12 protein-coding genes are annotated in these 14721 nt (G+C 60.4%); 6 read left to right on the top strand and 6 right to left on the bottom strand.

The annotated features are described in order from the left end of the window. Positions 1–249 precede the first annotated feature (249 nt). The 6 genes from MPRO_RS10835 to MPRO_RS10860 all read left to right on the top strand — a co-directional run bounded on the left by MPRO_RS10835 (position 250) and on the right by MPRO_RS10860 (position 7819). Positions 250–1143, top strand: coding sequence for a LysR substrate-binding domain-containing protein (locus MPRO_RS10835; protein WP_067291793.1), 894 nt, complete (start codon positions 250–252; stop codon positions 1141–1143). A gap of 267 nt (positions 1144–1410) precedes the next feature. Continuing rightward, positions 1411–2844 carry an ethanolamine permease gene (gene eat, locus MPRO_RS10840; protein ID WP_067291797.1) on the top strand — a complete coding sequence of 478 codons (1434 nt, stop codon included), beginning with the start codon at positions 1411–1413 and terminating at the stop codon, positions 2842–2844. 89 nt (positions 2845–2933) lie between these two features. Continuing rightward, positions 2934–4313: a glutamine synthetase family protein gene (locus MPRO_RS10845; protein ID WP_067291800.1), complete on the top strand. Its 1380-nt coding sequence runs from the start codon at positions 2934–2936 to the stop codon at positions 4311–4313. A 78-nt stretch (positions 4314–4391) separates the two neighbouring features. Continuing rightward, a complete protein-coding gene (locus MPRO_RS10850) occupies positions 4392–5783 on the top strand; it encodes an aldehyde dehydrogenase family protein (protein WP_067291803.1) in 1392 nt (463 codons plus the stop codon). A 38-nt stretch (positions 5784–5821) separates the two neighbouring features. Beyond that, a complete protein-coding gene (locus tag MPRO_RS10855; RefSeq protein ID WP_067291906.1) occupies positions 5822–6991 on the top strand; it encodes an iron-containing alcohol dehydrogenase in 1170 nt (389 codons plus the stop codon). Between the two features lie 123 nt (positions 6992–7114). Beyond that, positions 7115–7819: a glutamine amidotransferase-related protein gene (locus MPRO_RS10860; protein ID WP_067291806.1), complete on the top strand. Its 705-nt coding sequence runs from the start codon at positions 7115–7117 to the stop codon at positions 7817–7819. Positions 7820–7975: 156 nt separating this feature from the next. Here MPRO_RS10860 and MPRO_RS10865 read toward each other — a convergent pair whose 3' ends face one another. The 6 genes from MPRO_RS10865 to MPRO_RS10885 all read right to left on the bottom strand — a co-directional run bounded on the left by MPRO_RS10865 (position 7976) and on the right by MPRO_RS10885 (position 14544). Next, complete coding sequence (locus MPRO_RS10865; protein ID WP_067291809.1) at positions 7976–8926, bottom strand: LysR family transcriptional regulator; 951 nt, start codon at positions 8924–8926, stop codon at positions 7976–7978. Between the two features lie 115 nt (positions 8927–9041). Next, entirely contained in the window at positions 9042–9773 is a 732-nt protein-coding gene (locus tag MPRO_RS10870; RefSeq protein ID WP_067291817.1) for an aspartate/glutamate racemase family protein, read from the bottom strand. A gap of 42 nt (positions 9774–9815) precedes the next feature. After that, a complete protein-coding gene (locus MPRO_RS26505; protein WP_281177169.1) occupies positions 9816–9941 on the bottom strand; it encodes a hypothetical protein in 126 nt (41 codons plus the stop codon). 58 nt (positions 9942–9999) lie between these two features. Beyond that, positions 10000–11268: an NAD(P)/FAD-dependent oxidoreductase gene (locus MPRO_RS10875; RefSeq protein WP_067291820.1), complete on the bottom strand. Its 1269-nt coding sequence runs from the start codon at positions 11266–11268 to the stop codon at positions 10000–10002. A gap of 71 nt (positions 11269–11339) precedes the next feature. Then, on the bottom strand, positions 11340–13421 hold the full coding sequence (locus MPRO_RS10880) for a TRAP transporter permease (protein WP_067291822.1): 2082 nt from the start codon (positions 13419–13421) through the stop codon (positions 11340–11342). Between the two features lie 115 nt (positions 13422–13536). Next, entirely contained in the window at positions 13537–14544 is a 1008-nt protein-coding gene (locus MPRO_RS10885; RefSeq protein ID WP_067291823.1) for a TAXI family TRAP transporter solute-binding subunit, read from the bottom strand. Positions 14545–14721 lie beyond the last annotated feature (177 nt).

Consider the following 14721-nt stretch of genomic DNA (forward strand, 5'->3'; position numbering starts at 1 on the left):
AGTGGTTCTATTTAACGCAAAACAGCACAAAAAACAGCCAAACTCATGTGGCTCGCAGTAGGTTGAGTATTGTCGGACAGCCTCTTAGGAAGGCGCCCATGCACCCTCTACCTATGACCTCCAATTGTTGGATGGATCACCTGCATCGACGGGGGTGAACCTGTGTGCCGGTGGAATTTCAAAGTAGAGGATTTAATGTGACTTGTATAATATCGTTTCGATAACAAATGATGCTTTAGAGGTATCAGTATGCGAATCGATCTGCGTCACCTGCGTGCCTTTGAGGCGGTGGCTGAAGAGTTGCACTTTCGCCGCGCCGCCGAGCGTCTCAACCTGGCTCAGCCGGCGCTGAGCCGCACTATCCAGCAACTGGAAGAGGTCATAGGTGAGGCGCTGTTGCTGCGCACCAACCGCCGTGTCGAACTGACGGAAGCCGGTCGGGTCTTTCTGGCCGAGAGTAAAGTCATCTTCGCGCACCTGGACAGCGCTGTGCAGCAGGCCCGCAAGGCAGCCGCCGGGCATATAGGCCAGCTGCGCATTGGTTACACCGACTTTGCTGTATCAGGTCAGCTGCCCCCCATACTGGACGGTTTTCACCGCAGCTATCCCGACATCCGTACCGAACTGATTTATGGCTCCACCCGGCAGCAGCTGGAAAAGCTCAAGGAAGGCGCTATTGAGTTTGGTTTTGTGACGGGGCCGCTGCTGGAGCCGGATCTGGATCGTGCCCTGGTACAGCGCGACCGCTTTGTCGCCGTGCTGCCACTGCGCCACCCCCTGGCAGGGCAGGCAGAGGTGGAGCTGGCGGACCTTGCCAAGGAGCCCTTTGTGCTCGGCATCATGCGGCGCTGGTCCCATTACCGGCGCCAGCTCGATGCACTCTGCATTGAGGCAGGCTTCCTGCCCAATGTCGCCCAGGAGGCTTATAACAGCGAGGGTGTGTTCGGCTTTGTGGCGGCCAATATTGGTGTGACTGTGCATCTTGAAAGTGCCGGCAGCTTCAGCCGCAAAGGGGTGGTGTTGCGCCCGCTCAAGGGGGTGACGGCTCGGGTCTGCACCGAAGCGGTCTGGGTCAGGGCCGGTGTTACGCCGGTGCAGCAGAAGTTTATCGATTTCCTGCAGGCCTGGTCACCGCCGGACTGAGGCCCGCACCTGCAACAGAACCTGTACTCTGCGTCGAAAACCCTCCTCTCTACTTGTATAACCTTCTGATAGTAAAACTAAAAAACATAGTATTAAAAAATACGATACTAACCTATTGGTCGCCATTAACCTGTCTAGGTGCTGCGGCCCGGCCGGGGCTAAAGTAGCTGGCGTACCCGCTTTGCCGGGCTGGCCCGCGGGCTTCCGAGCGATGCAAACAATAACAACAGGCCGACCCGGACTTCGGGATCGCAGAGGGTTTTTTCGATGACAGAGATGACGACCACTTCGGTGGGGTATGAGTCCGTTTCCAGCGACTACCTCGACAAACGCCAGCTCAAAAAAGGTGCCGCCGGCTGGATATTGCTGGCGAGCCTTGGAGTGTCTTATGTGATTTCCGGCGACTTTGCCGGCTGGAACTTTGGTCTCGGGCAGGGCGGCTTTGGCGGTATGCTGATCGCCACTATCCTGATGGCGATCATGTACAGCTGCAAGGTGCTGGCGCTGGCCGAGTTGTCGGCCTCACTGCCCACCGCTGGCGGCGGCTACAGCTTTGCCCGCCGGGCCCTGGGCCCCTGGGGCGGCTACCTGACAGGCACCGCGATTCTGCTGGAATATGCCATTGCACCGGCCGCCATCGCGATCTTTATCGGTGGTTATGTCAACGAGCTGTTCGGGCTCGACGGCCCGTTGGTCTATGCCGCCTTCTACGCGGTCTTTATCGGCATTCATCTCTGGGGCGCGGGTGAGGCGCTGAAAATCATGATGGTGATTACAGGCCTGGCCGTGGCCGCCATTCTGGTGTTTATCATCGGCACCCTGCCGTATTTCAGCGTCGATAACCTGTTCGATGTCAGCGTCAATACTGCCGCGGCCGGTGCCAGCAGCTTTTTGCCCGAGGGCTATATAGGTATCTGGGCGGCGCTGCCCTTTGCCATGTGGCTGTTTCTGGCGGTAGAGGGCGTGCCCCTGGCGGCGGAGGAGTGCAAGAACCCGGCGAAGGACATGCCCCGCGGCATCATCACCGCCATGGCCGTGCTGCTGGTGTTCGGCATTCTGGTGCTGTTTCTGGCGCCCGGTGTGGCCGGTGCCGATCTGATGAAGGATCACGGCGCACCGCTGGTGGGTGCGCTCCAGGCGGTTTACGGTGAAGACTCAGGGGCGGCTACCTTCGTTAACGTGGTGGGGCTGTTCGGCCTGATCGCATCCTTCTTTTCCATTATCTATGCTTATTCACGTCAGGTGTTCGCACTGTCCCGCGCAGGCTATCTGCCGCGCTGGCTGTCGGTGACCGGCAAGAACAAGGTGCCGACCCTAGCGCTGGTGGTACCGGGCCTGATCGGTTTTGGGCTGTCCCTGACCGGCGAGGGGGATCTGATGATTACCATGGCGGTGTTCGGTGCGACCATTTCCTATGCGCTGATGACGCTGTCCCACATGATCCTGCGCCGCAAGGAGCCGAATCTGGAACGCCCCTACAGGACGCCGGGCGGCTCTGTGACTTCGGGAATCGCCTTTGTTCTTTCTATTGCGGCTTTCGCCTCCACCTTTCTGGTGAGTATCGAAGCGGCCATCTGGAGTGGTGTCTTCTATGCGGTGATGGTGGCCTATTTCGCCTTTTACAGTCGCCATCGTCTGGTGGCCCGGGCGCCTGAGGAAGAGTTTGCAGCCATTGCCCGGGCTGAATCCGAACTGAGCTGATAACTGTTGCCACGCAGGCCGCACCGGCCTGCGGGCATGACAATAAAAAATGGGGGCTGATGCGCTCAGCCTTCCCCGAGGACAGGCAGATGATGAATCCCAGAGATGTAAAAACGGTCGCCGATGCCAAACGTATAGTGGAAGAGCGCGGCCTGCGCGACGTCAAGGTGGGCCTGTATGATGTCGATGGCATCATGCGTGGCAAGTACATGTGCAAGGACAAGTTCTTCAGTGCGCTGGAGAGCGGCTTTGCCTTCTGTGATGTGGTGCTGGGCTGGGACTCGAATGATCAGCTGTACGAGAATGTCGGCGTTAAATACACCGGCTGGCACACCGCCTACCCGGATGCACCGGTGCGGGTACTGCCCCAGACCTGCCGCGAGCTGCCGTTCGAGAAAGACATGCTGCTGTTTATCTGCGAATTCGATACCCCGGCCGACAGCATCTGCCCGCGCAACCTGCTGCAGCGGGTGCTCAAGCGGGCCGACAAGCTGGGCTTTGAGCCCTACGCGGCCTTCGAGTACGAGTTCTTTCTGTTCAACGAGACGCCTGATTCGATTCGCGAAAAGGGCTACCGCGATCTGAAACCCATTACACCGGGCTTTCACGGTTACTCGATGCTGCGCAACTCAGTGCATGCCGAGCTGTACCATGATCTGCTGGAGTTCTCGCGGCAGATGGATTTCCCCATCGAGGGACTCCATACCGAAACCGGCCCGGGTGTGCTGGAAGCCGCGCTGGTGGTGGATAACGCCTCTGATGCCGCCGACAAGGCGGCGCTGTTCAAAACCTTCACCAAGGTCTGGGCGCAGCGCAACAACATGATGGCCACCTTTATGGCCAAGTGGTCCAACGACTACCCGGGCCAGTCCGGACATATCCACATGTCCCTGCGCTACAAGGACGGTTCGGGGTCGGTCTTCCACGACCCCAGTCAGCCACGCAACATCAGCCGCCAGCAGCGCCACTTTATCGGCGGCCAGCAGAAGCTGATGCCACAACTGCTGGCCATGATGGCGCAGACGGTGAATGCCTATTCGCGCCTGGTGCCGGGTGCCTGGGCGCCGACCGATGCGACCTGGGCGGTGGAAAACCGTACCACGGCGCTGCGGGTGATTCCGGGCTCCGAGAAATCCCAGCGGGTGGAATTCCGTCTCGGCTCCGCCGATGCCAACCCCTATATCGCCCTGGCCGCAGCCTTGGGTGCCGGGCTCTGGGGTATCGAGAACGAGATCGAACCCGAAGACGAAGTGGTGGGCAATGCCTATACCCAGCAGCATCCCGACAGCCTGGCGTTGCCGCTTTCCCTGCATGAAGCCGCCGTGGCGCTGCGCGAATCCGAGACGGCGAAAGAGCTGTTTGGCGAGGCCTTTGTCGAGCACTACGCCGCCACCCGGGTGTGGGAGTGCCAGGAGTTTCGCAAGCATGTGACCGACTGGGAACTGCAGCGTTACTTTGAAATTATCTAAGCCTGAAATTATCCCGGCCCGACCATATCCGATGAAGCACCCGGTCTGACGGGTGCATGAATTGAGACGAGTACTGCAATGAGCAAACAGCTGATAACCCTGTCACCGATCGATGGCTCCGAATACGTGGTGCGCGACTACGCCAGCGCCGCCCAGATAGAGGCGACGCTTGCCCGCGCTGCCGCTGCCCAGAAAGCCTGGAAACGCACCTCGCTTGAAGAACGCATTGTGCTGTGCAGCCGCATGGTGGATGCCTTTGTCGCCCGCAAGGACGAGATTGCGCTGGAACTGTGCTGGCAGATGGGGCGGCCCATTCGCTATGCCGCCGGCGAAGTAGGCGGCCTCGAGGAGCGGGCTCGCTACATGATTTCGGCCGCTGCCGAGGCGCTGCAGCCCATTCAACTGCCGGAAAAACCGGGCTTCAGCCGTTATATCACCCGTGAAGCCCTGGGTGTGGTATTCGTGATTGCGCCCTGGAACTTCCCCTACATGACGGCGGTGAACGCCATCATTCCGGCGATTCTGGCGGGCAACAGTGTGATTCTGAAGCATTCCGCCCAGACACCGCTCTGTGCCGAACGCTTCGCCGAAGCCTTTGCCGCCGCCGGCCTGCCGGAGGGTGTGTTCCAGTACCTGCACCTGGCCCACGCCGATACCCAGGGCCTGATCCAGGATGGGCGTATCAGCCATGTCTGCTTTACCGGTTCAGTGCCGGGGGGCGAAATGGTGGAGAAGGCTGCGGCGGGGCGCTTTATTGGCGTGGGGCTGGAGCTCGGCGGCAAGGACCCGGCCTACGTGCGGGCCGATGCGGATCTGGATCATGCGGTGGAAACCACCGTTGATGGGGCTTTTTTCAACTCCGGCCAGTCGTGCTGCGGCATTGAGCGCATCTACGTACATGAGTCGGTATATGAGCGTTTCGTTGAGCAGGCGGTAGCGCTGGTCAAGACCTACAAGCTGGGGCGCTCCGATGATCCTGACACCACCCTGGGCCCGGTGGTTCGAGCCCGTGCCGCCGACTTTATCCGTGCTCAGGTGAACGAGGCGGTAGCTGCAGGAGCAGTGGCTCATATCGATGCCGCCGACTTTCCGCTCGACGCCCCCGGCAGTGCCTACCTGGCGCCCCAGGTGCTGACCCATGTGAACCACGGCATGCGGGTCATGACGGAGGAAACCTTTGGGCCTGTAGTCGCCATCCAGAAGGTCAGCTCGGATGAAGAGGCCGTAGCGTTGATGAATGACTCCGAGTTCGGCCTGACCGCCTCGGTGTTCACCCGTGACATTGATGCAGGCGTGGCCATCGGCGAGCAGCTCGAGACAGGTACCTTCTTCATCAATCGCTGCGATTATCTGGATCCGGCCCTGGCCTGGACAGGCGTAAAGAACTCAGGCCGTGGTTGCACCCTGTCGAGCGTCGGTTTCGAACATCTTACAAGGCCCAAGTCGTTCCATCTCAAGACCGGGATCTGAACGCCAGGCGCATACTGAATACAGCAGAGAATATGACCATGAACTATGAAAACCTGAGCGGCAACTGGAACTACCCCAACAGCATTCGTGCCGGTGCCGGTCGTATCAGCGAACTGGCCGAGTGCTGCAAGGCGCTGGGCATGCAGGCGCCATTGCTGATCACGGATCCTGGCCTGGCGGCGCTGCCGATGGTGGCTGAGGCCGAAGCGCAGTGCCGGGCTGCCGGGTTGCGTATTGGCCTGTTCAGCGAGATCAAGGGCAATCCCACCGGCAGGAACGTCGATGATGGCCTGGTGGCCTATAGGGCAGGCAAGCACGACGGTGTTATCGCCTTCGGTGGCGGTTCTGCGCTGGATGCCGCCAAGGCGGTGGCGCTGATGGCTGGCCAGACGCTGGAGCTGTGGGATTTTGAGGATGTGGGCGACAACTGGACCCGCGTCAATGCCGAGGGTGTCGCCCCCATAGTGGCGGTGCCGACCACCGCCGGGACCGGCTCCGAAGTGGGCCGTGCCTCTGTGATCACCGATGACGCGCAGCACATCAAGAAGATCATCTTCCATCCCAAAATGCTGCCGGGCATCGTGATTCTGGACCCGGTACTGACCGTTGGCCTGCCGCCCAAAGTCACCGCAGCCACCGGCATGGATGCGCTGTCCCATAATCTGGAAGCGCTCTGCTCGCCGTTCTGGCATCCCATGGCCGAGGGCATCGCCAACGAAGGCATTCGCCTGGTGCACGATTATCTGCCCCGTGCCGTGGCCGATGGCCAGGATCTTGAGGCCCGCATGCAGATGATAGTGGCGTCTTCCATGGGGGCGACGGCCTTTCAGAAAGGCCTGGGTGGCATGCACGCCCTGGCACATCCGCTGGGGGCCCTGTTCGATGCCCACCACGGCATGCTCAACGCCATCCTGATGCCCTATGTTCTCAAGGCCAACCGTGAGGTTATTTGTGAGCGTATTGAGCGCAGCGCCCGTTACATTGGCCTGGCGGATACGAGTTTCGAGGGTTTTCTTGATTGGGTACTGCAGCTACGCGCCCAGGTTGGCATTCCCCACAGCCTGGGCGAGATCGGCATAGACGCGAGTCAGCTTGAAAAAATTGGTCGCATGGCCGTTGCCGACCCATCCGCCGGTGGCAACCCGATTCAGTTCAGCGCCGAGCAGTACAGTGCACTCTGCGGTCGCGCTATTCGTGGCGAACTCTGAACATCGCGGCCAATGCGAGCCCTTGAAAACCAAGGTATTTCACAAAATTCAGCCCGGTTTTCAAGGGCGACAATCAAATAGGCAGGGACGCCTAATTGATTGTTATGTTAATAGGAGAGTGCAATGAAGATTGGCATTCTGCAGTGTGACGATGTGCAGGAAAAACTGCAGCCGGAGTTCGGCAACTATCCGCAGATGTTCCGCGACATGATGCTGCAGATAGACCCGCAGCTTGAGTTTGCGGTCTACGATGTGAGGCTTGGTGAGTTGCCGGCTGATATCGATGACTGTGATGCCTATATCACCTCCGGCAGTCGGCACGGTGTGCTCGATGGTCTGGCCTGGGTGGCGGAGCTGGAAGACTTTATCCGCCGCCTGGATGCGGGCAAGAAAAAATTCGCCGGTATCTGTTTTGGGCATCAGCTTCTGGCCCAGGCGCTGGGCGGAGCCGTTGAAAAGTCGGAGCGGGGCTGGGGGGTGGGGATGTCGTTCAATCAGATCGATGTCCGCAAAGCCTGGATGGAGCCGTTCAAGCCTGCTATTGATTTGGTGGTGAGTCATCAGGATCAGGTGAGCGCGCTGCCAGAGGGTTTTGAGGTGCTGGCCAGCAGCGCTTTCTGCCCCTACTACATGCTGCAGTACCAGAACCATTTGCTTAGCGTGCAGGGCCATCCGGAATTTTCCAGAGACTATTCCCGTGCACTGACTATCAGCCGGCAGAACCGGATTCCACCCAGTCGAGTACGTGAAGCGCTGCATTCACTCAGCGCCGACGTCGATGATCTGCTGGTGATGCGCTGGATTATTAATTTCTTTTACGACCGCTAGGGGCTGGAAGCCATCGCCCGCTGCAGCTCTGCAGTGGGCCTTTTTGGTTCGTGATTGGTAATTCGTGATTGGTAATTCGTCATTCGTTATTCGCGGCGTAGATCGTCTTGTGCTTGTTCTTTCCCCTTTCCCCTCGCACCTCGCCCCTGCTTTTCCCTATTCCAGCTTGATTTGCGGTAGCAGCCAGCTGTATTCGGCGCCGATTTCGGCCACAAAGCTGTCCTGCAAAATGCGTCGGCAGTCGCGGGCAATCATGCCGGGCAGGTCACCCAGTTCGCCCTTGCGGGTGGTAAGGGTTATTTCACGGGCAAAGCCGTGGCCCAGTGGCAGCAGCGTCACCTGGTGCTGACGAATGCCGCTCTGGAACAGGCACAGCGGCGTGGTGATGGTGCAGCCAATATCACTGGCCACGGCGGAAACCACGGCGAAAGAGTTGTCCAGCTGCAGCCGCAGGGGGGGCTCCTGGCGCGCCAGGCGCAGAAAGCGCTCCACGTCCTGACCGATCAGTGAGCTGGTGCTGTAGCGGATAAAATCGAGCCGGCGCAATACTTCGGCCAGAGTCTTGGGCCCGGTGTAGTTGTTGGGCACCGCCAGCACAAAGGGTTCCTTCAGAATACGATGGCGGTCCAGGTCGGAGTGATCGGACAAAGGATCATCGGAAATAATGATATCCGCCTGGCGCGACAGCAGCATATGGGCGTGCAGGTGCGACTGACCCGTGATGGCGGCCCAGCTCTGGGTGCGCTGGCGCAGCACATCGATCAGGGGCTTGCCCACGGCAGCGATAATGGAGTCCACCAGGGCGACTTTTACATGGCGCAGCAGCTTGTAATCGGCCTTGCGCATTTTCTGACTGGTGAGGCGGGCTTCCTGCAAAAGGCTTTGGGCGCGGTCGTACAGGTAGCGCCCGGCGGTGGTGATCTCCATGGGCCTGACGCTGCGATCCATCAGTTCGACGCGCATCTCGGCTTCCAGGTTGGTAAGAATCTGCGACAGAGACGACTGGCTCATGCCCAGGCGCTGGCCAGCCAGGGTCAGGTTGCCGGTTTCGGCGATCTGGACGAAAGCCTCCAGGGTACGCAGGTCAAAGCCGAAAGAAGACGACATGAAAGCCCTTTATGGGTGGGTTCAGGCATTCATTATCGACGTGTCAGCGCCGCTGGCAACCATTGGGGCGCTGCAATTTCTTTTTGTTTTCAATTGATTGGGAATTCAGATGTGCTCAGGGGCGCCAGGCGGGTTGGCCTGCATGGGTCACAGTGCTGGCCACCATGCGGGTCAGGCTGCTGAGATCGAATACCGGCAGGGCGAAACGGGCCTGCAGTTGCTGCGAGAAACAGGACAGATCAGTGCATTCCAGCACCAGGGCGCCAACGTCGGGGTGCTCGGCCAGCATTCGGCTAACAACGCCCGTCAGCTCGGCCTCGAACAGCGCCATGTCGAGATCCTGACCGGTGCCCTCAAGTATCACAGTGCGGAATTGAGGCTGGTCCTGCATGCCGGCGATGGCAATGCGCTCAGTACCAATGCCGGCACCGCGCAGGTGGTCTTCGCTAAGGGCATCGCTGTTGGCGACTATGACGCCCACCTGGCGTTGGGGTCCCAGCATGCGCGAGACCAGCGGCACCTGAATCAGGCTGGAAAGAAACACCGGCACCGATACCGCCGCGGCTATGGTCTGCTGGTGCAGCGCCAGAAAGCCGCAGCTGCCGGTAATCGCCTTTACGCCTTCACGTTCCAGCTCCTGTGCCGCATCGATAAAGGGTTGCAACAGGGCCGGGTCACGCTGGCGGATCAGCCGGTCGACGGTGGCGCCCTGTACCGTCTTGTACAGCAGCGGGAAGTCGAAGCCCGCCGGGTTTTTGATGTGTCCCAGGGGCTTGGGAAAGCGGGACTCCAGGCTGAGCACGCCGATGGGAATACCGTAATAGTTTTGGCCGCCGTGCAGAATCATGTGATCTTCCTAATGTGTGTGCAGGGATTGTGAGCTGTGCCTTTAGCAGGCAAGCGCGCCTGTAACGGCGGTGGTCTTGATGTGCTTCAGGGTCTTGATACATCTGGATTTCAGGCTGAGTACGCCGATGGGAATACCACAATCTATGTGGCCGCCGTGCAGCATCATGGTGTAGCTCTCCTGTGTGCAGTGTTTGAATGCGATTGAGTGTCCGGTTCTGAATATTTCAGGAGAAGCGCTCAGGCGCAAAGGGCGCCAGATCGATGTCCGTGGGCTGATCCGAGATCAGTTGCGAGACCAGCTTTCCGGTAATGGCGGCCAGCGTCAGGCCCAGATGGCCATGGCCGAACGCCAGCGTCACACGGGGCTGCGCTTTGAGCGTGCCTATTACCGGCAGTGAGTCCGGTGTTGAAGGGCGGCTTCCCATCCAGCTGGATTTCACCTGGGTGTGCCGTCCGAGCATTCTGTCGGCATGGGTGTGCATCAGCGCACTGCGGCGCTCATCTGGAGGCGCCTGACAGGCGGCAAACTCGGCGGTGCCGGCCACCCGTATGCCATCGCTCATGGGGGTCAGGAAAATGCCCTGATCCAGCCACCCCACCGGGCGCGTAAGGGTATCGCTGGGCAGATCCAGCGTCAGGTGATAACCGCGCTCGGATACCAGGGGTACCCGCACGCCACACTGATTCGCCAGGGCCTTGGAGGCGGCACCTGTGGCGATCACCAGGCGATCAAACCGCAGGCGTTGCAGAGCGCAGCGCAGTACAACTGCGTCGGTATCGGCGTGGATCGAATCCACTTTCTGTTGCACAAAGCGCCCGCCCTGGTCACAAAAATGGGCAAACAGGGCGCGGCTGAGTGCCACCGGGCTGATGGTATGGCGCGTTTTTGGGTAGTAGACGCCGCCGGCGTGAAAACCGTTGAGGCTGGGTTCCAGCTGTTGCACCTGCGCGGCGCTAAGGAACTCTAGCTCCACACCCTGTTCGCGCCGCTCCTGTAGCCCCTGGGTGCGTGCCTGGGCAAAGCCCTCGACGCTGCTAAATAACCCGAGGCAGCCATGGGACTGCACCAGAGACTCTGTACCGGTGAGGGCCAGCAGGCTGCGATCAGCCGCCGGAGCCAGCTCCTGCAGTGCGGTGAGCGCCTGCTTGCCGCGCCTGTAGCGGGATGGGAAGCAGGCCTTGAAGAAATGCCAGCCGTAGGGCATTAGCTGGGGCAGATAGCTCGGCTGCACCGACACCGGGCTCTGGGCATCGAGCAGCATGGCGGGCATCTTGCACAGCAGCGAAAAACTGGTGAAGGGCAGGCGGGCGTAGTCGGCGAAAAGACCGGCATTGCCAAAGGAAGTGCCGAGCCCGGGTTGAGCCTGGTCGATCAGGGTCACCCGGTGGCCGGCCCGCTGCAGCCAGAGGGCGCTGCACAGGCCTATGATGCCGGCGCCGATCACGGCGACTTGGCGGGCATTGCCGGCAGGCTGAATTGGATGGTCGGACATGAGTCACCTGCTGGCGCCCGTTATGGGCGCGTCTATAGGGGGCGGGTGTGATGGCGGCTAGGTGACTGACGTCAGGAGTTGGCGCAGCGCGCCGGTGCCAGGGTTTCGTCCTGGCGCCGTGCCAGCAGCTGCTGCGCCAGTACCGGCAGCAGCAGGGCCAGACCGTAGAGGTCGGACTGCAGGCCCGGCGTGATCAGCGCTATGGCGGCGGCAAAGGTCAGCAGGCGGGGCAGCAGTGGCAGGTTGCGCAGGGCATAGCCGGTGATGGCGATACCGAACACGAAGATGCCCGCCATGCAGCTAAAGGTGGTGAGCAGGTATTCGGACCAGGTGAAGTAATCCTCCAGCACGATCAGCATGGCCGGCGAGTAGACGAACACGAATGGCATCATGATCTTGGCGTTGCCGAGCTGGAAGGCCGATATGCCGGTACGAAACGGATTGGCATTGGCAATGCCGGCGGCGGCATAGGCCGAGGTGCACACCGGCGGAGTAATCTCCGACAGCACGCCGTAATAGAGCACGAACAGGTGCGCCGCGAGCGCCGGAACACCCAGGTTAGACAGCGCTGGCTGTGCCACGGCGCTGAGCATGATGTAGAGCGCGGCCGTGGGCAGGCCGGCCCCCATCAGGATGCAGGACAGCGCGATCAGCACCAGGGATACGAAGAGCGTTGCCTGATCCAGCGAGAACAGTTCGAACGGCAGCCAGGTGGTCATGGCCATCAGGGACTCGCCTATATCCTGGGCGCCGCTGGTCACCAGAAAGCCGAGGCGAAAAGCCACGCCTGTGGTGGTGATGACACCCACCACTATGCCGACGGCCGAACAGGCCGCTCCCACCGCCAGGGCGTATTTGGCGCCTATCTTGAATGCATCGAAAATGTCGCCAAAGCCAATACGGTTGCGCGGGTTAAGCACCCCCACGGCCAGGCTGGCGGCGATACCGGAGAAGGCCGCCATATAGGGCGTAAAGCCGCTGAAGAGCACGCCGATCAGCACCACCAGTGGGAGCATGGTGGGCCAGCCGTCTTTCAGTACCGCCAGCAGATGGGGAATGTCCTCTTTGGCGCAGCCCTTGAGGCCGAGTTTCTTGGCCTTGAAGTGCACTATGGTCAGTACGCCAATGTAGTGCATGATGGCCGGTGTCATGGCGGCCAGCACTATGCTGCCGTAGGACATCTGCAGGTTCTCGGCCATGATAAAGGCTGCCGCGCCCATGATCGGCGGGGTAATCTGGCCACCGGCACTGGAAGCCGCCTCAACGCCGCCGGCAAAGTGGCCGGGGTAGCCGAGCTTTTTCATGTTGGGAATGGTCAGGGAGCCGGTCGAGACCGTATTGGCCACGGCGGAGCCCGAAATGGTGCCGAAAAAGGCCGATGAGACCACGCTGACCTTGGCCGGGCCGCCGGAATAACGGCCGGCAACGATGGTGGCGATATCGATGAAGAACTGGCCCAGCCCCATGCGCTGGGCGATAACGCCAAAGAGCACAAAGTGGAACACCACGGTCGACACCACCCAGAGGGTAATGCCGAAGATGCCCTCGGCCGGGAAATAGATATTGTTGATGAACTGATTCCAGCTCACGCCGGGGTGGCGCAGGATATCGAAGGGCAGGTACTGCCCGAAGAGCGCATAGCAGGCGAACAGAATGATGATCAGCGGCAGAACCGGGCCCAGGGTGCGGCGGGTTGCTTCCAGCACCAGAAACACCAGCAGGCTGCCAAATATGATATCCAGCAGCGCCGGATTCCCCTGACGCAGCGCCTGTTCGTCAAGCATCAGGCCGACGAAGCTCAGGTCCAGCCCCATCCAGGTGAAACCTATATAAAGCGATGCGACCACGCTGAGGCCCGCCAGCACAAAATCGTACAGGGGTACGCGGCTGCTCTGGTCGGCGTTCTTGCGTTCCAGACACTTGAAACCGGCATAGTAGATAAAGATCATCGACAGCACGCCGGACAGGTGAATGCCCATGTGCCAGTAATCGGCCGGCAGCCCGAAGCCCGCCGTGATGAAATGGTAGAGGGCGAACAGGGCTAGCAGCACGCCGCAGACCTGTTCCAGTTTGCGCGGGAGCTTGCGGGTTTGCAGTTCGGAGTCGTACTGCTCTTCCAGCTCCTGCATCTGTTCGATACTGATCTTGTCCATGTGAACCTCCCATGGCCAGGTGAGTCCGGGTGCATGCCGGCGGCGACAATAATGCCGCCGGCAACCGGTGCCGAGCAGGCTCAGACCGGGTGCGCGCTTAGTGTTGGGCGGTGGTTTAGTGCAGTACGCCGGCTTCGCGGTAGAACTTTTCGGCGCCCGGATGCAGCGGAATGGTGACGCCGCTCAGAGCCGTGTTCAGCTTGATCATGCGGGCCTTGGGATGGCCGCTTTCGAACAGCTGGCGGGTGCTGTCATTCCACAGCGCCTTGGTGATGTCGTACACGAGCTCTTCCGGGACATCGGCATTGGTCATCCACTGGGCACCGCCGGCGAGGGTTTTGACGTCATAGTCCACGCCCTCGTAGGTGCTGGCGGGAATGGTTTCGGAGTAGTAATAGGGCAGTGCCTGCTGGATGGTGGCTCTTTCTGCATCACTGAAGGAGTACAGCTCCATGCCCCGGGTCGCATCCAACTGCACAATGGCGGCTATAGGCGTGCCGGCAACATAGAAGTAGGCATCGAGCTGGCCGTCGGCCAGATGCTCGGCACTCTGGGTATTGTTGAGTTCGGCTTCATCAATGTTGGAGCGATCAAGGCCAAACTGGCTCAGCAGCTGCAGCACTGCCACCTGGGTACCGGAGCCGGCCTGGGCAATGCCGACACGCTTGCCCTTGAGGTCTTGCAGCGAATTCAGTTTGGCCCCCTTGGGCAGCACCAGGTGCATTTCTTCGGGAAACAGGTTGGCTATCACGCGCAGCTTGTCGTATTTGGCCTGACCTTCAAACTTGCCGCCGCCGTTGTAGGCGGTATGGACTATGCCGGCAATCGCCAGGCCCGACTCCATCTGCCCTGTCTGCACGCCTGTAGCATTGGCCACCGAGGCATTGGATGACTGAGCAATAGCGACCAGGCCCGGAACGCCGCAGCTGCCGCCATCTTCACAGGCCCGGGAGCCCGGCGGGCTGCTGATGGCGTTGGCGATCAGGCCGGCAATGGGGAAGTAGGATCCACCGGCGCTGCCGCTGCCAATGCGAAAGAACTGCATTTCGGCGGCCTGGCTGAAGCCGGACAGGGCGGTGGTGGCGGCCAGTGCGGTACCGGCGATAAGGGTCTTGAGGCGCATGTTGAGCTCCTGGATTGTTGTTTTTGGTGCTGCAGGATCGGGTGCGGCACGGGGCCGCCGGATGTTATTCGCTACGGGGGCTGGCGTGGGTTGAGCGGCGGGGCGGGTCGAATAGGTCCATGGGGTCTCCGTTGATCTGTTGTTGTGAGAGAACCTGATGTGTGCATTATTCGATCA

The sequence above is a fragment of the Marinobacterium profundum genome, from assembly GCF_001528745.1.
Taxonomy (GTDB): Bacteria; Pseudomonadota; Gammaproteobacteria; order Pseudomonadales; family Balneatricaceae; genus Marinobacterium_A; species Marinobacterium_A profundum.

What these genes read in the sequence shown, in the direction of transcription:
- MPRO_RS10835 (WP_067291793.1), top strand. Translation starts at nt 250, where the DNA reads ATGCGAATCGATCTGCGTCACCTGCGTGCCTTTGAGGCGGTGGCTGAA.
- eat (WP_067291797.1), top strand. Translation starts at nt 1,411, where the DNA reads ATGACAGAGATGACGACCACTTCGGTGGGGTATGAGTCCGTTTCCAGC.
- MPRO_RS10845 (WP_067291800.1), top strand. Translation starts at nt 2,934, where the DNA reads ATGATGAATCCCAGAGATGTAAAAACGGTCGCCGATGCCAAACGTATA.
- MPRO_RS10850 (WP_067291803.1), top strand. Translation starts at nt 4,392, where the DNA reads ATGAGCAAACAGCTGATAACCCTGTCACCGATCGATGGCTCCGAATAC.
- MPRO_RS10855 (WP_067291906.1), top strand. Translation starts at nt 5,822, where the DNA reads ATGAACTATGAAAACCTGAGCGGCAACTGGAACTACCCCAACAGCATT.
- MPRO_RS10860 (WP_067291806.1), top strand. Translation starts at nt 7,115, where the DNA reads ATGAAGATTGGCATTCTGCAGTGTGACGATGTGCAGGAAAAACTGCAG.
- MPRO_RS10865 (WP_067291809.1), bottom strand. Translation starts at nt 8,926, where the DNA reads ATGTCGTCTTCTTTCGGCTTTGACCTGCGTACCCTGGAGGCTTTCGTC.
- MPRO_RS10870 (WP_067291817.1), bottom strand. Translation starts at nt 9,773, where the DNA reads ATGATTCTGCACGGCGGCCAAAACTATTACGGTATTCCCATCGGCGTG.
- MPRO_RS26505 (WP_281177169.1), bottom strand. Translation starts at nt 9,941, where the DNA reads ATGATGCTGCACGGCGGCCACATAGATTGTGGTATTCCCATCGGCGTA.
- MPRO_RS10875 (WP_067291820.1), bottom strand. Translation starts at nt 11,268, where the DNA reads ATGTCCGACCATCCAATTCAGCCTGCCGGCAATGCCCGCCAAGTCGCC.
- MPRO_RS10880 (WP_067291822.1), bottom strand. Translation starts at nt 13,421, where the DNA reads ATGGACAAGATCAGTATCGAACAGATGCAGGAGCTGGAAGAGCAGTAC.
- MPRO_RS10885 (WP_067291823.1), bottom strand. Translation starts at nt 14,544, where the DNA reads ATGCGCCTCAAGACCCTTATCGCCGGTACCGCACTGGCCGCCACCACC.